Below are 19,869 nucleotides of genomic sequence, written 5' to 3' on the forward strand. Positions count from 1 at the left end.
CGGACATTACCCGGACGTCACCGCCGCGCTTCCTGGAGGTTTCCGTGCCCTCGTACCACCGCACCGCCACCCCGCTCCGGAGGGCTTCGTGAATCTCGCACAGCTGGTGTCGGACACCGCGGTCCGCCACCCGGACCGTCCCGCACTGCGCCTGGACGACGAGGTGTTGACGTACGCCCGGCTGGAGCGGGACGCCGCACGGGCCGCGTCGTATCTGCGCTCGCTCGGCGTCCGCCCGGGCGACCGGGTCGGACTGTCCCTGCCCAATGTGCCCGCGTTCGCCGTGCTCTACTACGGCATCCTGCGGGCGGGCGGTGTGGTCGTCCCGATGAACCCGCTGCTCAAGGAGCGCGAGACGGACTACTACCTGGCGGACTCGGGCGCGGAGCACCTCCTGGGCGGGGACCGGGACTGGCCGGCGGTCCTGGCCGGGTACGAGCCGTACGACGAGGTCGCCGCCCGCTCCCCCGATGACACCGCCGTCATCATCTACACCTCCGGCACCACGGGCCACCCCAAAGGTGCGGAGCTCACACACGGCAATCTGCATCAGAACGTCACCGCCACGCTCACTTCGCTGCTGCGGCTCACGGAGCGGGACGTCGTCTTCGGCGGCCTTCCCCTCTTCCACTCCTTCGGCCAGACGTGCGCCCTCAACTGCGCGGTGGCGGCGGGCGCGTGCCTGACTCTGCTGCCGCGCTTCGACCCGGGCCGGGCGCTGGAGATGCTGCTGCGGGACCGGGTCACCGTCTTCGAGGGCGTGCCGACGATGTACGCGGCGCTGCTCGCGCATCCCTCGCTGAGCGCTGCCCACAAGCAGCATCTGCGGCTCGCCGCGTCGGGGGGCGCGGCGATGCCGGTCGAGGTCCTGCACGCCTTCGAGGAGGCCTTCGACTGTCCGCTGCTGGAGGGTTACGGCCTGTCCGAGACCTCGCCGGTGGCGGCCTTCAACCGGCCGGAGGGGCCGCGGCGCGCCGGGACCATCGGTGTGCCGATCGAAGGCGTGCGCATCCGCGTCCAGGACGATGCCGGCCGGGAGGTGCCCGCCGGGAACACGGGCGAAGTGGCGGTCAGCGGCCACAACATCATGAAGGGCTACTGGAACCGGCCCGGGGCCACGGCCGAGGCGATCCAGGACGGCTGGTTCCGCACCGGTGACCTCGGGGTGCAGGACCCCGACGGGCTCTTCCGGATCGTCGGCCGCAAGAAGGAAATGATCATCCGCGGCGGGTTCAACGTCTATCCACGGGAGATCGAGGAGGTGCTGTACGAGCACCCCGCGGTGGCCGAGGCCGCCGTGCTCGGCACGCCGCACCCGGAACTGGGCGAGGAAGTGACCGCCGTGGTCGCGCTCAAGCCCGGACACGGGACGGCCGTCGCCCCCGACGAACTGCGGGAGTTCGTCAAGGCGCGCGTCGCCCCGTACAAGTACCCGCGTCTGGTGCGGATCACCGACGCGCTGCCGAAGGGACCCACCGGCAAGATCCTCAAGCGGGAGATCACTCCGCCCGCACTGCCGATCCCCCAGGTGTGACCTTTGGACCGGGACCGGCACGGTCCTCGGTCCCCACGCAGGACGCCCCGGGTCCTCTCGGTCCCCCACACCGAGCCGAAGGAGCACAATCGATGAGGTTCCGCTCGCACGAGCGACGGAAGAACCTGAGAGCCGCCGTCGTCACCCTCGCCACGGCCCTGGCCGCGGCCATCGGGCTCGCGACGCCCGCTCAGGCGGCCGAACCGGCCCTGCCCGAGCTCAACATCACCGACACCTACATCACCGGGATCTCCTCCGGCGGCTTCATGGCGTCGCAGCTGCAGGTCGCCTACTCCGGCACCTTCAAAGGCGCCGGAATCTTCGCCGCGGGCCCCTACTACTGCGGCAAGGGCGGCATCGTCACCGGCCTGATCGCCTGCGGCACGGGCCTGATCTCCACCGATCCCGAAGGTATCGAGGCGATCGCCCGCCGCTGGTCGGCCGAGGGCAGGATCGACCCGCTGTCGAATCTGGCGGGCAAGCCCGTCTACACGTACCACGGAACCAAGGATCCGCTGGTGCGGGACCGGGTGAGCGACGAAGGGGTGCAGTTCTACCGGGACTTCGGGGCCCGGACCCTCTATCACGACACGGACCCGGCCGGACATGGCTGGCCGACGCCCAACGCGCCGCTGTCCTGCGGCACCACCTTCTACCCGTTCCTGATCAACTGCGGGAACGACCCGCAGGGCGAGATGCTGACCCACTGGCTCGGCAGTGTGAACGCCCCGGCCGCGAGCCAGACCGGGACGCTCAGCGCGCACGACCAGGACCGGTACGTTCCCGGCGGCTGGGCCCAGTGGTACAGCATGGGTACCAAGAGTTTCCTCTACACGCCCAGGTCCTGCGCCGAGGGCGCCGCGTGCAAGCTGGTGGTCGCCCTGCACGGATGTCTGAGCGACAACAAGTTCGTCGGCGACCGCTTCGCGCGGGAATCCCATCTCAACGAGTACGCCGACACCAACGATCTGGTGATTCTGTACCCGCAGACCGACATCAGCATCGTCCGTGGCAATCCGCAGGGCTGCTGGGACTGGTGGGGTTTCACGGGCAGTGACTACGCCCGGAAGTCCGGACCCCAGATGCGCGCCGTCGTCAACCAGGTCCACGCTCTCGGCGGCTGAGCCGCCACCGCACCCGAAGGGGAACAACAGATGACCAAGCCGGCCGAGCTCGACCTCCGGGTGGACGGCGGGACGCTTCGCGTCCTGCGCTTCGGCGAGGGACCCCGTACTGCCGTCGCGGCGCACGGAATCACCGCCTCGGCGATGTCCTTCGCCACCGTCGCCCGCCGGATGCCCCCGGACTGGTCCCTGTTCGCCCCCGACCTGCGGGGCCGGGGCGGCAGCAGCGCCGCCCCGGGCCCGTACGGCATCGACAGCCACGCCCGGGACCTCTGCGCGGTTGCCGAGCGCTGGGGCGGCGGCGCGCCCGTCGCCCTCGCGGGCCAGTCCATGGGCGCGTACGTCGCCCTGCGCGCCGCCGCCCGCCACCCGCAGCTCTTCGACCGTCTGCTGCTCATCGACGGCGGCCTCCCCCTCCCCGTCCCTCCGGACGCCGACCCCGACGCACTGCTCGACGCGTCGCTCGGCCCCGCGATCGCCCGGCTGTCCCTCACGTACGAGAGCGACGAGGCGTACGTCGGCTTCTTCCGCGCCCACCCCGCGCTCGGCCCGCACTGGAACGAGGACATCGAGGCGTACGTCCGCTACGACATCACCGGCCCTCCTGGCGCCCTCCGCTCCCGCGCCAAGGAGGACGTCGTCCGCCACGACGGCCGTGAACTCCTCACCACGGCCGCCTCCTTCGCGGCGGACCTGGCCGGCCTGTCGGTACCGGCACGGCTGCTGTACGCGCCCCTGGGCCTGATGGGCACCGAGCCGGGCATGCTCCCGGAACCGCTGGTCGCGCACTGGGCCTCCCAGGCTCCGATGCTGACCGCGGAGTCCGTCAGGGACTGCAACCACTACACGATCCTGATGGGCGCGGCACCGGCACGGACGGTCGCGGACCGCCTCACCTCACCCCTCCAATAGGTGCCCCATACATCCGGGCGCGATCACCCAGAAACGGACATATGGTTCAAAGGTGCCGGTGTGGCGACCTAGGAGGCACTGATGTCCGATCTCATCGTCATCGGCTATGACAGCGCTGCGGCCGCGAACGACGCGTTCAAGACGGTGCAGAAGCTGCAGAAGGACAAGGTGGTCGACCTCACCGGACTGGCCGTCGTCAGGGTGGACGAAGACGGCAAGACACACGTGGACACACCCCGGAGGGACGAGAAAGTGGCCATGTCGGCCACCGCGGGCGCCCTCTGGGCCATGGTCATCGGCCTCATCATCGCCACCCCGGCCCTCGGCGTGGTGGGCGCCGCACTCGGTGGGCTCTTCGGGAAGCTGCGCAAGATGGGGGTCGACGACAAGTTCCGCGGGAAGGTCGAGTCGCTCCTGGAACCCGGCTCCGCGGCCGTCGTGATCATGGCTCCGGAGATCGACGACGAGAAGTTCACCGCGGAGATGCGGTCCCACGGCGGCACCGTTCTGAAGACCTCGCTCGACGAGGAGGCCGAGAAGGAACTCGCCGAGCAGCTGACCGGCTCCGACTAGGGTCTTTCGTCCGGATCAGGCCGGTTCAGGGAGCGGGGTCCGGCGCGTGCAGATGCAAGGCGAAGGAGGGAGCCACTGCGGAGCACCGCGACTGACGACAACGCAGCTGGGGGCACCCCGGACGAAGCTCTGGGGGCGCGCGTGCCAGGGCACGCAAGCCCGGCAAGATCCGAAAGACACCCCTAGGACCTACGGCCTGCGCCCGGCCGGCCCCGCCCGAGCCGCCCGGGCGCTCGCACCAACACCCGCATGCTTCGAAAGGGTTCCCGATGCACCCCTCTCTCGGCTCCGACACCCTCGCCCGGCTGCGCCGTCATCGCCCCTATCCGGCGGTGTCGGTTCTGATGCCCACGCATCGCCGTGAACCCGACAACGCACAGGACCCGGTCCGTCTGCGCAATCTGATGACCGAGGCCAAGGAGCAGCTGGAGGCCGATCCGGCGATCACCCGTGCCACCCGGATGGACGTCGCCGAGCAACTGGACCAGGCCATGGCGGAGATAGACCTGGTGCACGCGGAGGACGGGCTGGTCGTCTTCGCCGCACCGGGAGAGCACGAGGTGTGGCAGCTGGGACGGAGCGTGCCCGAGCGTGTCGTGCTCTCCGACACCTTCCTGACCCGCAACCTCGTCTCCGCGCAGGCCGCCGAGCGGCCCTTCTGGGTGCTGACCGTCTCGTCCGACCGGGTCGGACTGTGGAGCGGCGTGGCCGATCGTGTCACTCCGGCAGAGGCCGGGTCCTTTCCCATGACCCGGACCGTCGAGAACTTCGACGCCGAACGCCGGGAACGGATCGGTGATGTGCCCAGCATCTTCTCCGACGAGGCCACCCGTCAGTTCCTGAAGGGGGCGGACGCCGAACTCTCCGCCGTTCTCAAGTCCGACCCCCGGCCGCTGTACGTGGCCGGTGAGGCTGCCGCACTGTCCCTCTTCGACGAAGCCGGCACGGTGGCCAAGGGGATGGCCGTCCACGTCACACAGGGAGGGCTGGCGTCAGGCTCGGCCGATGCCGTCTGGCACGCGGTCCGCCCGTTCGTCGAGGCCCAGGCCGAGAAAGAGGTCGCGGGTGTGCTCGAGGATCTGGACAAGGCCCGTGGCCGGCGGGCCTTCGCCGCCGGCGTGGACGAGATCCGCCAGAACGTGGAGTCCGGCCGGGTCGCCCTGCTGGCCGTGGAGGAGAACTACCGCGAGACCGTGCGCGACTCGGGCGGCCATCTGTCGCCGGCCGCCCCCGGCGACCTGGATGCCCTCGTCGACATCGTCGACGAGATCGTCGAACGGTCCCTGGAAACGGGGGCGAAGGTCCGCTTCGTACCCGACGGCACTCTCGCCGGCATGGGCGGCATGGCGAGCGCCCTGCGCTACTGACCCGTGCCGTAGGCCGGCCGACGCCCGGCCGGCCTCCGGCCGCCTTCCCGGTAGGTGACGGCATCGTCCCTCGGCCCGTCTCTGTCCCTCAGTGCCATGGCATGGCGTACTCAGTGCCCAGATTCCGACTTCGTGCCCCTCGTGCGGGGGCACCGCCTAGGCTGGGCGCCTCGCCGGGCCCGATTTGGGGGGTGCCCGGCCGAACTGAGGGACATCCATGCTCCGTACGCGTACCATCGCGGCCGCCGCCATGTCGGCCGCGGCGGGTCTCCTGCTGCTGCCGTCGCCCGCCCAGGCGGCCGGCTCGGTCCACCTTTACAAGATCTACTACGACAGTCCCGGCTCGGACCGCGGCGCCAACTCCAGCCTGAACGCCGAGTACGTGCAGATACGCAACACCACCTCGGCCGCCGTCAGCCTGAAGGGCTGGACCGTGACGGACGCGGCGAACCACAGGTACACCTTCGGGACGTTCACCCTCGGCAAGGGCAAGACCGTCACGATACGCACCGGGAAGGGCACCGCCACGAGCACGAACCTCTACCAGGGGCGCTCCTGGTACGTGTGGAACAACGACAAGGACACGGCGACCCTGAAGAAGCCGGCCGGCACCCGGGTCGACACGTGCTCGTACAACTCGACGCGCGCGGACTACAAGATGTGCTGACGTGAGCTGACGTCTTTCCGAGGGGCCTGCCGGCGTTCGAGCCGGCAGGCCCCTCGCCGTCGGTTCGCCGGCCCGGCGCGAGCGCCGTATCGCCGCCCGGAACCTGAGCGCAGGATGACGTCCAGGTGACTGCAGGGTGGCGGGCAGGTGACCACCGGGCGGCTGCCGGGTGCGGTCCAGCGTGGCAGGTTGATCCACCGGGGCCCGTGGCCTTCACTCGGTTCCGGCGTTTCGCCGAGTCCTGCAGCACCAGTCAGCGGGTCCTCTCGGACCGCATCCGACCGGCCTGGGGGTCGTTCACCGTGTCCGAGGCGATCAACGGATCTCCCGGCAGCTCGTATCCACTGGGTACGGCGCTCGACAACGCACCGATCACACGTCTGCACATGAGGTTCTGGCTGCTGGCCGGACTGGGGATTCTGCTCGACGGGTTCGACTTCTTCATCATCGGGGTCGCCAATCCCCTGATCACGAAGGAGTTCGGGGGGAGTTCCGCCCAGCAGGGGCTGCTCTCGGCCGCCGCGATCGTGGGAGCGGCCCTGGGCGCCGCACTGCTGGGCCCGCTCGGCGACCGGATCGGGCGCTCCCGGATCTTCCGGGTCGACCTGTGGCTCTTCGTCGTCTTCTCCGTCCTGTGCGCGTGTGCCTGGGACATCTGGTCCCTGATCGTCTTCCGGCTGCTGCTGGGCGTGGCGGTCGGACTCGACTATCCGATCGCGGCCAGCTATCTCGCGGAGATCCTGCCGGCGAGGAACCGGGGTCGCTGGCTGGTCGGCGCGTTCAGTCTGCAGGCGGTCGGCATTCTGCTCGGGGCGACGGTCGGGGTGGTGACTCTGCTGCTGCTCCCGGACCTCGACTCATGGCGGATCATGCTCGGGTTCGGTGCGCTGCCCGCCCTGCTGATCATCCGGCTGCGCCGGAACATGCCCGAGAGCCCTCGATGGCTCGCCGGGAACGGCCATGAGCGGGAAGCCTGTGAGATCGGGCAGGTGATGACCGGGCTTCGGGTGCACGTCAGCGAGTCGGACCGTGAGCGCCGGGAACCGCCGCCGGAGGGGCTGAAGGCATTTGTGCAGCCCCAGTTGTTCTCGCGCCGGCTGCTGCGGCGCACGGTGTTCGCAGCCGTTCCCTGGTTCCTCATGGACATCGCGACGTACGGGGTCGGCATCTTCACCCCCACCCTGCTGGCCGGGCTCGCCCTGAAGGGCCCGAACGCCACGTTCATCAGCGACGACATCGCGTCCACCGAGGGCACGGCCGTGCTGGACGTCTTCCTCGTGATCGGATTCGCGCTGGCGATCGTGCTGGTCGACCGCGTAGGCCGGGTCCCGCTGCAGCTCACCGGATTCGCGGTGATGACCGGTGCCCTCTGCCTCCTTGCCGCCGTGGGACAGCTCCACGGAGGTGCAGAGGCCCATCTGGCCCTGGTGTTCACCGGCTTCGCCCTGTTCAACACCTTCATGAACATGGGACCGAACGCCACGACCTTCGCGCTGCCCGCCGAGGTCTTCCCCTCCGAGGTACGTGCCGCGGGACACGGCTTCGCGGCCGGATGCGGAAAGCTCGGCGCCGCGCTGGGAACGTTCCTCTTTCCCGTACTCCTCGCGGACGTCGGCGAGAGCGCGCTGCTGTACGGCATCGCGGCAACCACCGCGCTCGCCTTCCTGGTCACCCTGGCCTTCCGCATCGAACCGGCAGGCCGCTCGCTCGAGGAACTCTCCGGCGAGGAGGCGGCCGCCGTCGCACCGCGGGTGACTCCTCCGTAGGGCGGTACAGCGGGCGGCGGACAGCGCGCGACGGACCCCGGACACCGGCCGGCCGGCTCCGTGGGACACAAGGACGGAAGCGACCAGGCACATGCGGGCGCCCGAGAAGACGGTTGCCTCGATACTGGGAGGAGCACCGGTGCCTGCGCACCCCGCAGGGGGCGCCGGGGACAAATCAAGATCGATAACCTACGACACGCTTCCTGACCTGCGAAGACCCTGTCCACAGCGATTGTTGTCAGTCTCATCAGGAGGAACCCATGAGGATGCTCATCAACGTCCCCGAGACAGTCGTCGCGGATGCCCTGCGTGGGATGGCCGCCGCACATCCCGAGCTGACGGTCGATGTCGAGAACCGGGTCGTGGTACGGGGCGACGCGCCCGTTGCCGGGAAGGTCGGGCTGGTGTCCGGCGGCGGGTCGGGGCACGAGCCGCTGCACGGCGGGTTCGTCGGGCCGGGGATGCTGTCCGCGGCGTGTCCCGGGGAGGTGTTCACCTCGCCGGTGCCCGATCAGATGGCGAAAGCCGCGGCTGCGGTCGACAGCGGGGCCGGTGTGCTGTTCATCGTCAAGAACTACACGGGCGACGTCCTGAACTTCGACATGGCGGCCGAGTTGGCCGAGGACGAGGGCGTCCAGGTCGCCAAGGTTCTGGTGAACGACGACGTGGCGGTGACGGACAGTCTGTACACGGCGGGCCGGCGAGGGACGGGGGCGACCCTGTTCGTCGAGAAGCTCGCGGGTGCGGCGGCCGAGGAGGGAGCGCCGCTGGAGCGGGTCGAGTCGATCGCCCGGGAGGTGAACTCGCGGTCGCGGAGCTTCGGTGTGGCACTGAGCGCGGTGACCACGCCCGCGAAGGGGACACCGACGTTCGATCTCCCACCCGGCGAGCTGGAGCTCGGCATCGGTATCCACGGTGAGCCTGGCCGGGAGCGCCGGCCGATGATGACGTCCCGCGAGATCGCGGACTTCGCCGTCAACGCGGTGCTGGAGGACCTCAAGCCGTCCAGCCCGGTCCTGCTTCTCGTCAACGGCATGGGTGCGACGCCGCTGCTGGAACTGTACGGATTCAACGCGGAGGTCCACCGGGTGCTCGGGGAGCGAGGAGTGCCGGTCGCCCGTACGCTCGTCGGGAACTACGTGACCTCGCTCGACATGGCCGGCTGCTCGGTGACGCTCTGCGCGATGGACGAGGAGCTGCTGCGACTGTGGGACGCGCCCGTACAGACCCCGGCGCTTCGGTGGGGGCGCTGATCCATGGAGCAGTCGGAAGGAGGACGCGTGCTGGACACCGGGTTCTTCCTGAGGTGGATGCACGCAAGTGCCGTCGCCGTGGACCGTGAGGCCGCGCACCTCACCGAACTCGACTCGCCCATCGGCGACGCGGACCACGGCACCAATCTGCAGCGCGGTTTCGCCGCGGTCACGGCCGTGCTGGAGAAGGACGCCCCGGACACGCCCGGGGCCGTACTGGTCCTGTCGGGACGGCAGTTGATCTCGACGGTCGGCGGGGCGTCGGGGCCGCTGTACGGGACACTCCTGCGGCGTACGGGCAAGGCGCTGGGCGAAGCCGCCGAGGTGTCGCAGCAGCAGCTCGCCGAGGCGCTGCGCGCGGGGGTCACTGCCGTGGCGCAGCTCGGCGGTGCGCAGGCCGGGGACAAGACGATGCTGGACGCGCTGGAGCCCGCCGTCGAGGCGCTGGGCGAGTCCTTCTCCGCCGCCCGGGAGGCCGCCGAGCAGGGTGCGCTCGCGACGGTGCCGATGCTGGCGCGCAAAGGCCGGGCGAGCTATCTCGGCGAGCGCAGCATCGGGCACCAGGACCCTGGCGCGACGTCCTCCGCGCTGCTGATGGCCGCCCTCGCCGAAGCCGGGGCCGGGGTGGAGGAGGCTTCATGAGTCCCGTCGGGATCGTCCTCGTCTCCCACAGCGCGGAGGTCGCCGCCTCCGTCGCCGAACTCGCGCGGGGGCTCGCGGGCGGCGGCGAGACCGCTCCGGTCGCGGCCGCCGGGGGCACGCCCGACGGAGGCCTGGGCACCAGCTCCGACCTGATCACGCGGGCCGCGGAGGAGGTCGACCGGGGCGACGGGGTCGCCGTACTTGCCGACCTCGGCAGTGCCGTACTCACCGTCAAGACCCTGCTCGCCATGGAGGACGAACTACCGCAGAACACCAAGCTGGTGGACGCTCCCTTCGTCGAAGGGGCGGTCGCCGCGCTGGTCACCGCCTCGGCGGGCGGCGATCTGGATGCCGTGGCAGCGGCGGCCGCGGAGGCGTACACCTATCGCAAGGTGTGACCCGCACATCGGTGCGCGGCTGGTGATGTACCCGGTCGAAGCACCGGTGTCGCAGCGCCTTGGTGAACGCGAAACCGGTGGGGTTCCGCCCCGTTCGCGTCCAGGGCGTGCGAGACCTCGACCGGGAGGCCGGGGGCCCGTCCCGGGTCGGCCCTCCATCCCTGCGCCTGCAGGCCCTCACCTTCGTCGGCCGTGATCGGCGGTCGGTACAGGATCGCGCCGGTCCGGCTTCTGACGGGACACACCCGACCGCAGGCGCGTTCAGAGCCGTGTCAGTTTTCGTGCCCGGCGGCTTCTTCGGGCTGGAGGTGCGTGTTGTCGGCGGTCCAGCCGGCGAGCATGCGCAGGGCGTTCTCCGACGGTGATCCGGGTTCGACGGTGTACAGGCCGAGCGTCTGCTCGGGGTCGCCCATGGGCGTGAAGGCTTCGAAGCCGAGGGTGAGGTCCCCGACGAGCGGGTGGTGGTAGCGCTTGGAGCCGTACCTGGGCTGGTACACGTCGTGGTCCGCCCACCATCGTCGGAAGTCCGGGTCGCCTACGGACAGTTCACCGACCAGCTGGGCGAGCCGGGGATCGCGCGGATGGTGGCTCGCGTACAGGTGCAGCATGCCCACGTTCTCGCGGGCGGTCTCGGGCCAGTCGACGTAGAGCTTGCGGGCCGCGGCGTCGAGGAACATGTAGCGGGCCATGTTCCACTCGTCGGCCGGCAGGCCCTCGAAATCACGGTAGAAGGCGCGGGCCAGGTGATTGGCGGCCAGGACGTCGAGGCGGTGGCCCAGAAGCAGTGCCGGAACGTCGGCGATGTTCTCCAGCGCCTGCAGCAGCCGGGGCGGGCACGTTGGGTCGCTCTCGTATGCGGGCGCTGCCGGGTGGGCTTGGCCAGGGCGAACAGATGGTTACGCTCGGTGTCGTTCAGTTGCAGCGCGCGAGCGACGGCATCCAGGACGGCAGCGGAGACACCCGTCGTACGTCCGCGTTCCAGCCGTACGTAGTAGTCCACGCTCACTCCAGCGAGCTGGGCGACTTCCTCGCGCCTGAGACCGGGCACCCGGCGCACGCCCGGGTGCGGGGGCAGACCGGCTTGTTCGGGGGTGATGCGGGCCCGGCGTGTCCGCAGGAAGTCCCGGACATCGGGCTCGGGCACGTGCTGGCTCATGTTTTTCAGGCTAGCCCTGCGAGCCGGCCGCGCCCTTGTCCGTGAGGGGGTACCGCTGTACCCCCCGTAGGCCACGCCCCGGGTCGAGGAGAGCTCTTCCTGGTGTTCCGGGCCGCTGGTGCTCTGGATGTGCCACCCGGCCACAAGGGCCGGCAGAACATCTGAGGAAGCCCAGCCATGAACCACCCCGTCCCGTCCTCCGACCGCAAGATCGTCCTGGTGACCGGCGCGTCCGGCGGCATCGGCGAGGCGACCGCCCGCCACCTCGCCGCCGCCGGTCACCAGGTCGTCCTCGGCGCCCGTCGCGTGGACCGCCTGGACCGTCTGGTCACCGAGCTCACCGAGGCCGGCCACCGCGCCGAGTCCGCGCAGCTGGACGTCACCGATCGCGACAGCGTGAACGCCTTCGTCGCGGGCGCGCTCGAACGTCACGGGCGCGTCGACGTCCTGGTCAACAATGCCGGTGTGATGCCGCTGGGCCTCATGGAGGAGCTGCGCGTCGACGAATGGGACCAGATGATCGACGTGAACCTGCGCGGCGTGCTGCACGGCATCGCGGCGGTCCTGCCCGCCATGCGCGAGCGCCGGTCCGGGCACATCGTCAACGTCGCCTCCACCGCCGCGCACCGCGTCGACCCGACCGGGGTCGTGTACTGCGCGACGAAGTTCGCCGTACGCGCCGTGTCCGACGGCCTGCGCCAGGAGACCACCGACGTCCGCGTCACCGTCGTCAGCCCCGGCCTCACCAAGACCGAGCTCACCCACTCCGGAGGCAACCCCGAGCAGCAGAACGCGGTGCGGGCGGCGCTCGAAGCGATCGGTATCGACGCTTCGGCCATCGCCCAGGCCATCGGCTACGCCATCGCCCAGCCGGCCGGCGTCAACGTCAACGAGGTCATCGTCCAGGGCACGGCGCAGGTCTGACGTCGTGCCGGAGGGCCGTCTGCTCGTGCCGCCGACCTTCGCGGCACCTGCCGCGGTCACCGCTGAACCACCGGTCACCGGTCACCGGTCACCGGTCACCGGTCACCGGCTGAACGGTTCGCTCCCGTGGCCGTGCGGCGGGCCCCCCCCGCACCCCCGGGCGGGGGGGCCCCCCCCGGCGCCCGGCCCCCCGCGTTGCTGGGGGGGGGGGGGCGGGGCGGCGCCGCCCCGCGCGGGCCGGCGGGGGGGGGCCCCCCCCCCCCACGGCGCCGGCCGCCGGGCCCTCGTCCGAGGGTGACGCCGTGCGTCAGCGCTCCTGACCGACCGCTCCCCGAGGGACAACACCCCACCCCTACTGGAGAGATCACCACATGACCCAGCAGTTTGCAGGCACCTCGGCGCTCGTCACCGGCGGCGGCAGCGGCATGGGGCGGGCCTCCGCCCTGGCCCTGGCCGCCGAAGGAGCCCTGGTGACGGTCGTCGGCCGCACGCGACTACTCGACCGAGATGCTCGACCACATGATCGCCCTCAATGTGTGCGGCGTGTTTCCTGTCGATGAAACACGGACTCCGGCACATGACGGCCCGGGGTTCCGGGGGCGATCGTGAACATGTCCCCCGGGGCCGGACCGATCGGCGTCCCCTGGTACTCCGGTCACGCGGCCACCAAGGCCGCCGAGATCACCACGACCAAGAGCTCGGCACTTCACCATGACCAAGAGCTCGGCACTCGAGGCCGCGCCCCACGGCATCCGCCTCAACGCCGTGTGCCCCGGCCCGGTGGACACTCCGATGATCGCGGCCCTGGACGGGACCAGCGCAAGTCGCTCGACACCGCCCACCCCCTTGGACGGATCGCGCGCGCAGAAGAGACCGCCGTGGCCCGACGCGATTCCTGCGACGCGGCAGGCGGCAGGGCCCGCACGGCGTCTCCCGCCGCGTCCGCGCTCTGCCCGACGTAGCGCAGCTCACGTCATCCCTCTTATGCAACTTGTTGCACAACACTCCTCCGACCGTCTACAACTGGGACCACGACACTGCGCGAGGAGGCGCCGGATGACCCCGTACCCGCACCTGCTGAGCCCGCTCGACCTCGGGTTCACAACGCTGCCCAACCGGGTGCTGATGGGCTCGATGCACATCGGCCTCGAGGAGGCCGAGAACGGCTTCGAGCGCATGGCCGCCTTCTACGCGGCCCGGGCACGCGGCGGCGTCGGCCTGATCGTCACCGGCGGTATCGCTCCGAACGAGCAGGGACGCCCCTACGACGGCGGAGCCAAGCTCACCACCGAGGCCGAGGCCGACAAGCACCGCGTGGTGACCGACGCGGTGCACGCGGCGGGCGGCCGGATCGCGATGCAGATCCTGCACTTCGGCCGGTACGCCTACCACCAGGAGCTCGTCGCACCCAGCGCGCTACAGGCCCCCATCAGCCCCTTCGTGCCGCACGCCCTCAGCGACGAAGAGGTCGAGCAGACCGTCGAGGACTACGTACGGGCGGCGGAACTCGCCAAGTCCGCGGGGTACGACGGAGTCGAGATCATGGGCTCCGAGGGCTACCTGATCAACGAGTTCATCGCGAGCGCCACCAACCGGCGCGACGACCGCTGGGGAGGCTCGTACACGAACCGGACCCGCTTCCCGCGCGAGATCGTCCGCCGCACACGGGAGCGCGTCGGCGACGACTTCATCATCATCTACCGCCTCTCGATGCTCGACCTGGTCCCCGGCGGTTCGTCGCTGGAGGAGGTCGTGGCCCTCGCCAAGGAGATCGAGGCGGCCGGCGCGACGATCATCAACACCGGTATCGGCTGGCACGAGGCCCGCATTCCGACCATCGCGACCTCCGTGCCGCGCGGCGCGTACACGTGGGTGACGCAGAAGCTGATGGGCTCGGTCTCGGTACCGCTCGTCACCAGCAACCGGATCAACACGCCGGAGGTGGCCGAGCGGCTGCTCGCCGAGGGGCGCGCCGACATGGTGTCGATGGCGCGGCCGTTCCTGGCCGACCCGGACTTCGTGACGAAGGCCCGGGAGGACCGCGCCGAGGCGATCAACACCTGCATCGGCTGCAACCAGGCCTGCCTGGACCACACGTTCAGCGGCAAGATCACGTCCTGCCTGGTCAATCCGCGTGCCTGTCACGAGACCGAACTGGTCCTCTCCCCCACCCGGCTGCGCAAGCGTCTCGCCGTCGTCGGCGCGGGACCCGCGGGACTCGCCTTCGCGGTGTCGGCGGCCGAGCGCGGACACGAGGTGACGCTCTTCGACGCCGCCGAAGAGATCGGCGGGCAGCTCAACATCGCCAAGCGGGTGCCCGGCAAGGAGGAGTTCGAGGAGACACTGCGCTACTTCCGCACGCAACTCGGGCTCCGAGGCGTGGAAGTGAAACTGGGGACGTTCGTCACGCCGGAACTGCTCACCGGATACGACGAGATCGTGGTCGCCACCGGAGTCACCCCCCGCACCCCCGAGATCGAGGGGGTCGGCCACCCGAGCGTCGTGAGCTATCTCGATGTGCTGCGCGACGGGGCCGAGGTCGGCGAGCGCGTGGCCGTCGTCGGCGCGGGCGGAATCGGCTTCGACGTGGTGGAGTTCCTGACCGACGGCGGCGAAGGCGCGAGCCTGGACCCGGAGACGTACTTCCGGCAGTGGGGTGTGGACACCGGGTACGAGGAGCGGGGCGGGCTGCGCACCCCCGAGCGGCCGGCGCCGCCGCGCACGGTGCACCTTCTGCAGCGCAAGACGTCCAAGGTCGGCGCGGGGCTCGGCAAGACGACCGGCTGGATCCACCGCACCGAACTCAGGCACCGCGGGGTCACCATGGTCGCCGGCGCCACGTACGACCGGATCGACGACGAAGGCCTGCACATCACCGTCGACGGCACTTCCACGACGCTCACCGTGGACACGGTGGTGCTGTGCGCCGGGCAGGAACCGAGGCGCGATCTGTACGAGGAGCTCAAGGCCGCGGGCCGCACCGTCCACCTCATCGGCGGAGCCGATGTCGCCGCCGAGCTCGACGCCAAGCGGGCCATCGACCAGGGCACGCGCCTGGCGGCGGCGGTCTAGGGGCCGCAGGGCCCGTACCTAGGATGCGGTCATGTCACTCCCGCACGCGATCCTCACCGCTCTGCTCGAAAAGCCGTCGTCGGGGCTGGAACTGACCCGTCGCTTCGACCGATCGATCGGCTACTTCTGGCAGGCCACGCATCAGCAGATCTACCGGGAGCTGGGGAAGCTGGAGGAGGCGGGGTACATCCGTGCCCTGCCTTCCGCCCAGCCGACACGCGGCCGGAAGAAGGAGTACGAGGTGCTCCCTGCGGGCCGCGAGGAGCTGACCTCGTGGGTCGGCAGGACCGAGGACCCGAAGCCCGTCCGGGACGCCCTGCTGCTGCGGATGCGGGCTGCGGCCGTGGTGGGCACGGAGGGTCTGGAGGCCGAGCTGCGACGCCATCTTGCCCTGCACGAGCGGCAGTTGGCGGAGTACACGGACATCGAGAAGCGGCACTTCCCGCCGGAGCGGGATTCCGTCGAGGACCGGCTGCGGCATGTCGTACTGCGGGGCGGGATCGACCTGGAGCGGTTCTGGATCGAGTGGCTGACGCATGCCCTGGAGGAGCTCGGCCGCCTTCCGGCCGACTCCTGAGGCGGGGATCAGCGCCCTGCCTCTGCGCTCCTGGAGGCTTCCCGCCCGCCGCCGGGATGCCGCCGAGTGCGGCGTTCACCCGGAGCCGGGATGCTGAGCAGATGGAGGAACGGGAGCGCTCGAGGAGGAGAGAACCTTGACCACACCGAGCAGGAATCCGGGAGAGGTGCCGTTCGTCCGCCGTCAGCCGGAACCGGCCGACAGCGTGATCTGGGAGCCCAGTGACCGCTGGGTACGCGGGACGAAAGGCGACGTCACGGTCGTCGACAGCCACCGGCCCCTGCTGGTCTGGGAGCCCGGGCGCCCCGTACCGCTGTACGCGTTCCCGGCAGAGGACGTCCGGACGGATCTGCTGCGAAGGACCGAGCGGCGCGCCACCCGGCGTCACGCGGGAGCGACGGTCTTCTACGACCTCGTGCTGGGAGACGAGGTCATCCGGTCGGCGGCCTGGAGCTGGCCCGGCGACGAGCTGGCCGGCTACATCGGCTTCGAGTGGTTCGGGCACGAGGTGCTCGACCACTGGTACGAAGAGGAGGAGGAGATCTTCGTGCATCCACGCGATCCGCACAAACGGGTGGACGCGCTGCCCAGCACCCGGCACGTCCAGGTCGAGATCGACGGCACGGTCGTCGCGGACACGCATACGCCCGTGCTGCTGTTCGAGACGCATCTACCCGTCCGGTACTACTTCCCGCGCGAGGACGTCCGCCTCGATCTGTTCGTCCCGACCGATGCGCGAACCCGCTGCCCGTACAAGGGCGTGGCGAGCGAGTACTGGTCATGGGCCGACGGCGGCGACGTACGGCCCGACATCGCCTGGAGCTATCCTGATCCGCTGCCGGCCGTGGGCATCATCAAGGACCGGGTGGCCTTCTACAACGAGTCCGTCGACATCGTCGTCGACGGAGAACGGCAGCAACGGCCCGTCAGCTTCTTCAGCAAGCCGAAGCGATAGCGCCGTGCCGCGGTTGCGCCCCCGGCGTCACACCACCAGAGGGCGGTCCGTCGCGGCGACGGGCGCCGGGAGCACGGTCGAGCCGGTCAGATAGCGGTCCGTGGCCGCCGCGGCGGCCCGCCCCTCGGCAATGGCCCACACCACCAGGGACTGGCCGCGTCCCGCGTCGCCGGCGACGAACACGCCGTCCGGCCCGGCGAGGCCGGTGCCCCCGGGCTGCTCCCCCGCGGCGGAGCGGGCCGCGAAGGCCGCGTCACGGGCGAAGTTCCCCCGCTCGTCCAGCGTGAGACCGAGCTGTTCCATCAGGCCGCTGCGCCGCTCGGGACCGGAGAAGCCGAGGGCGAGCAGAACCAGCTCCGCCGGGACGACCCGTTCGGTGCCCGGCCGCGGCCTTCTGCCCTCGGGCTCCACTTCCGTCAGGTGCAGGGCCCGGACATGACCGGCGTCGTCCCCCTCGAAGCGGAGGGTGGCGGAGGAGAACAGCCGGGGATCCGTGCCCTCCCGCCCGCGGGCCTCCTCATGCGCGTGGGAGATCCGGTAGATCTTCGGGTACGTCGGCCAGGGCTGTGCCTGCGGCCGGGAATCGCCCGGCTCGGGGTTGATGTCCAGCTGCACCACGCGGACGGCGCCCTGGCGCAGCACGGTGCCCAGGCAGTCCGATCCGGTGTCCCCGCCACCGACGATCACCACGTTCCTGCCCTCGGCGGTGACGGGGGACCTGGGGAGGTCGCCCTCCCTGACCCGGTTGGCCAGGGTCAGATAGTCCATGGCCTGGTGGATGCCGCACAGCTCGCGGCCGACGACGGGCAGCTCCCGCCGCTCCATGGCGCCGACCGCGACGACCACTGCGTCGTACCGTCTCCTGAGCTCGCCGGCGTCGAGATCGCCGCCGACGTCCACCCCCGTGCGGAACTTGGTGCCCTCCGCCCGCATCTGATCGATGCGGCGGTCCAGGTACCGCTTCTCCATCTTGAACTCGGGGATGCCGTAGCGCAGGAGTCCGCCGATGCGGTCGGCACGTTCGTAGACGGCGACGGTGTGGCCGATACGGGTGAGCTGTTGCGCCGCCGCCAGCCCCGCGGGTCCGGAGCCGATGACGGCGACCGTCTTCCCGCTGAGCCGCTGCGGCGGTTGCGGTGGCGCGTACCCCCGTTCCCAGGCCTGGTCGGCTATGGCCTGCTCGACATTCTTGATCGTCACGGGGTCGGCGTTGATGGTCAGCACACAGCCGTCCTCGCACGGCGCCGGGCACAGCCGCCCGGTGAACTCGGGGAAGTTGTTCGTGGCGTGGAGCCGCTCGGCCGCGGCCCGCCAGTCGCCGTGCTTCGCGTACGTGTTCCACTCGGGGATGAGATTCCCCAGCGGACAGGAGCTGTGACAGAACGGTATGCCGCAGTCCATGCAGCGCCCCGCCTGCTGGGAGACGAGGGGCAGCAGGACCTGCCCGGCGTAGACCTCGTTCCAGTCGCTCAGCCGTTCCTCGACGGGGCGCGCCGGGACGGGCCGACGGGGGGTGCGGAGGAAGCCCCAGGGGTCGGTCATGCGCCGCCTCCGTCGCTCACATGCGTAAATTACGGCGTTCTGACCAGCGTACGCCTGCTTTGTTCCGCTTTCATCGGCCGGTACGCGCCCGGCTCCGGTGTCCGGGGCAGCGGACCGGGGGTGGCGGCCGAAGGTGCCGGGCCCCCGCCCTGGCCGCTCGCGGTCATCATTTGTTCAATCGCGCGGTGACGATGTCCGCCATGGGGCACGGAGCCGACGGCCGGATCACCCCGGCCGCCGGTCCGGACGCGGACTCCGCCTGCGCCGGCGCCGGCGCCATCGCCGCCACTCTCCGGGCGCCTGCCACGCCCTCCAGGCGATGATCCTCACCCGGCTGCGACAGGGCCCTAAGACGGTGTTCAGTCCGTGGCGAGCCTTGTCGTCGTCCCGCCGGCTCGTCGACAGCGGTTCCACCAGGGCTCACCGGCCTTGCGGACTCGTAGCGGCGGTGCAGGCGGCGGCATCCGGACTGCCAGGACACCGCCCCGGCATCCGCCATGTATTGCCGGCAAGGGAATCCATTCCTCCACATGGTCCGGCCGCCGCCCCTGGGCCGTCGAGCCGTAAGAGTTCCGTAAGCAGTCCGCAAGGCAAGCAATCTTCGATAGAGCCGACTCGGCCAGTAACGTCTCCGAATGAACTGACAGCGCTCGGCGTTGCTGGGATCTCGATTCGATGCAACAGACGGCAAGGAGCGTGACCACGAACAGCGGTTTCCAGTTCCGACTCGGCCACCTCGTGCAGTCCCTCCGGAACAATTCGAGCGCGGTCGGGTCAGTTGCACTCATTGAGTTCGACTCATTCATCCCAGAGCGACCTCGCTGCACAATGAACGAGCAAAGGAAGAAGGAATGAAGCGGACATCCAAGCGGATATTCCCGTTAGCGTTGGCAACAACAATCGCTGCGATCCTCAGTACGGTGCTGTTCGCGCCCACCGCGAACGCCGCCGGGAACACCTGGATCCAGACGCTGCGTCTGACGCACGACGGTACAAACCACCTGTGCCTGGACAGCACCGGACGGTTGCAGCCCAACCCGGGCACGTGGATCGTCGAGGCACGTCAGTGCACGTCCGGTACCGGGAACCAACTGTGGCACCGGCGAGGCACCGAGATCCGCAAGGCGAATACGGGTCAGTGCCTCGACAGCAACAGGGCCGGTGACGTGTACATCATGGAGTGCAACGGTGGCACCTACCAGAAGTGGAGGCTCGTGGGGCGCAACGGGGGCATCCAGGTGAAGAACTTGGAGACGAAGCGCTATCTCGCCATCGGGTTCGAGTTTCCCTCCAGGCCTGGTTCAGGCTCATGGTTCGTGAGGACGTATCCCGAACCGCAGGAACTGGGGAACCTTCGCACCAGCACGTTCGATTTTGCCGGTGGATAGGAACTTTCCGCTCGATCAC

The 19,869-nt window shown here is 70.1% G+C and carries 17 protein-coding genes and 2 pseudogenes; 16 read left to right on the top strand and 3 right to left on the bottom strand.

Annotated features, from left to right (window positions below):
* Window positions 1-88 precede the first annotated feature (88 nt).
* The 10 genes from ACFU5O_RS14055 (at window position 89) to dhaM (ending at window position 10,236) form a co-directional block, all read left to right on the top strand.
* Window positions 89-1,534 (top strand): long-chain fatty acid--CoA ligase, encoded by a 1,446-nt coding sequence (locus ACFU5O_RS14055; RefSeq protein ID WP_384239910.1) that lies wholly within the window; start codon window positions 89-91, stop codon window positions 1,532-1,534.
* 92 nt (window positions 1,535-1,626) lie between these two features.
* Window positions 1,627-2,658, top strand: coding sequence for a hypothetical protein (locus tag ACFU5O_RS14060; RefSeq protein WP_384239911.1), 1,032 nt, complete (start codon window positions 1,627-1,629; stop codon window positions 2,656-2,658).
* Window positions 2,659-2,688: 30 nt separating this feature from the next.
* The gene (locus tag ACFU5O_RS14065) at window positions 2,689-3,570 is read left to right on the top strand and encodes an alpha/beta fold hydrolase (RefSeq protein ID WP_384239913.1); all 882 of its coding nucleotides are present in this window, start codon (window positions 2,689-2,691) and stop codon (window positions 3,568-3,570) included.
* Window positions 3,571-3,651: 81 nt separating this feature from the next.
* The gene (locus ACFU5O_RS14070) at window positions 3,652-4,143 is read left to right on the top strand and encodes a DUF1269 domain-containing protein (RefSeq protein ID WP_384239914.1); all 492 of its coding nucleotides are present in this window, start codon (window positions 3,652-3,654) and stop codon (window positions 4,141-4,143) included.
* 269 nt (window positions 4,144-4,412) lie between these two features.
* Window positions 4,413-5,510, top strand: coding sequence for a chemotaxis protein (locus ACFU5O_RS14075; RefSeq protein WP_384239916.1), 1,098 nt, complete (start codon window positions 4,413-4,415; stop codon window positions 5,508-5,510).
* 217 nt (window positions 5,511-5,727) lie between these two features.
* Entirely contained in the window at window positions 5,728-6,177 is a 450-nt protein-coding gene (locus ACFU5O_RS14080) for a lamin tail domain-containing protein (protein WP_384239918.1), read from the top strand.
* Between the two features lie 302 nt (window positions 6,178-6,479).
* Entirely contained in the window at window positions 6,480-7,943 is a 1,464-nt protein-coding gene (locus tag ACFU5O_RS14085) for an MFS transporter (protein ID WP_384239920.1), read from the top strand.
* A gap of 260 nt (window positions 7,944-8,203) precedes the next feature.
* On the top strand, window positions 8,204-9,196 hold the full coding sequence (gene dhaK / locus ACFU5O_RS14090; protein WP_384239922.1) for a dihydroxyacetone kinase subunit DhaK: 993 nt from the start codon (window positions 8,204-8,206) through the stop codon (window positions 9,194-9,196).
* Between the two features lie 27 nt (window positions 9,197-9,223).
* On the top strand, window positions 9,224-9,838 hold the full coding sequence (dhaL, locus tag ACFU5O_RS14095; protein ID WP_384239924.1) for a dihydroxyacetone kinase subunit DhaL: 615 nt from the start codon (window positions 9,224-9,226) through the stop codon (window positions 9,836-9,838).
* Window positions 9,835-10,236 carry a dihydroxyacetone kinase phosphoryl donor subunit DhaM gene (gene dhaM / locus ACFU5O_RS14100; RefSeq protein WP_384239926.1) on the top strand — a complete coding sequence of 134 codons (402 nt, stop codon included), beginning with the start codon at window positions 9,835-9,837 and terminating at the stop codon, window positions 10,234-10,236. The genes dhaL and dhaM overlap by 4 nt, the downstream gene beginning before the upstream one ends.
* A gap of 272 nt (window positions 10,237-10,508) precedes the next feature.
* On the opposite strand, the gene ACFU5O_RS14105 is transcribed toward dhaM, so the two are convergent.
* Window positions 10,509-11,060: a hypothetical protein gene (locus tag ACFU5O_RS14105; protein WP_384240422.1), complete on the bottom strand. Its 552-nt coding sequence runs from the start codon at window positions 11,058-11,060 to the stop codon at window positions 10,509-10,511.
* A gap of 125 nt (window positions 11,061-11,185) precedes the next feature.
* Window positions 11,186-11,392: pseudogene (locus ACFU5O_RS14110) on the bottom strand (helix-turn-helix domain-containing protein); the annotation flags it as partial.
* A gap of 177 nt (window positions 11,393-11,569) precedes the next feature.
* Between ACFU5O_RS14110 and ACFU5O_RS14115 the strand changes: the two are divergent.
* The 5 genes and pseudogenes from ACFU5O_RS14115 to ACFU5O_RS14135 all read left to right on the top strand — a co-directional run bounded on the left by ACFU5O_RS14115 (window position 11,570) and on the right by ACFU5O_RS14135 (window position 16,920).
* The gene (locus ACFU5O_RS14115; protein WP_384239927.1) at window positions 11,570-12,316 is read left to right on the top strand and encodes an SDR family oxidoreductase; all 747 of its coding nucleotides are present in this window, start codon (window positions 11,570-11,572) and stop codon (window positions 12,314-12,316) included.
* A gap of 711 nt (window positions 12,317-13,027) precedes the next feature.
* A pseudogene (locus ACFU5O_RS14120) lies at window positions 13,028-13,123 on the top strand (SDR family oxidoreductase); the annotation flags it as partial.
* A 249-nt stretch (window positions 13,124-13,372) separates the two neighbouring features.
* The gene (locus ACFU5O_RS14125; RefSeq protein ID WP_384240424.1) at window positions 13,373-15,388 is read left to right on the top strand and encodes an FAD-dependent oxidoreductase; all 2,016 of its coding nucleotides are present in this window, start codon (window positions 13,373-13,375) and stop codon (window positions 15,386-15,388) included.
* Between the two features lie 31 nt (window positions 15,389-15,419).
* On the top strand, window positions 15,420-15,965 hold the full coding sequence (locus ACFU5O_RS14130; protein WP_384239929.1) for a PadR family transcriptional regulator: 546 nt from the start codon (window positions 15,420-15,422) through the stop codon (window positions 15,963-15,965).
* A 136-nt stretch (window positions 15,966-16,101) separates the two neighbouring features.
* On the top strand, window positions 16,102-16,920 hold the full coding sequence (locus ACFU5O_RS14135; protein WP_384239930.1) for a DUF427 domain-containing protein: 819 nt from the start codon (window positions 16,102-16,104) through the stop codon (window positions 16,918-16,920).
* A 27-nt stretch (window positions 16,921-16,947) separates the two neighbouring features.
* Here ACFU5O_RS14135 and ACFU5O_RS14140 read toward each other — a convergent pair whose 3' ends face one another.
* Window positions 16,948-18,462 carry a glutamate synthase subunit beta gene (locus tag ACFU5O_RS14140; protein ID WP_384239932.1) on the bottom strand — a complete coding sequence of 505 codons (1,515 nt, stop codon included), beginning with the start codon at window positions 18,460-18,462 and terminating at the stop codon, window positions 16,948-16,950.
* Window positions 18,463-19,313: 851 nt separating this feature from the next.
* On the opposite strand from ACFU5O_RS14140, the gene ACFU5O_RS14145 reads away from it, so the two are divergent.
* A complete protein-coding gene (locus ACFU5O_RS14145) occupies window positions 19,314-19,850 on the top strand; it encodes a ricin-type beta-trefoil lectin domain protein (protein WP_384239933.1) in 537 nt (178 codons plus the stop codon).
* Window positions 19,851-19,869 lie beyond the last annotated feature (19 nt).

Origin of the sequence: Streptomyces sp. NPDC057445 (assembly GCF_042802855.1) — a bacterium.
Taxonomy (GTDB): domain Bacteria; phylum Actinomycetota; class Actinomycetes; order Streptomycetales; family Streptomycetaceae; genus Streptomyces.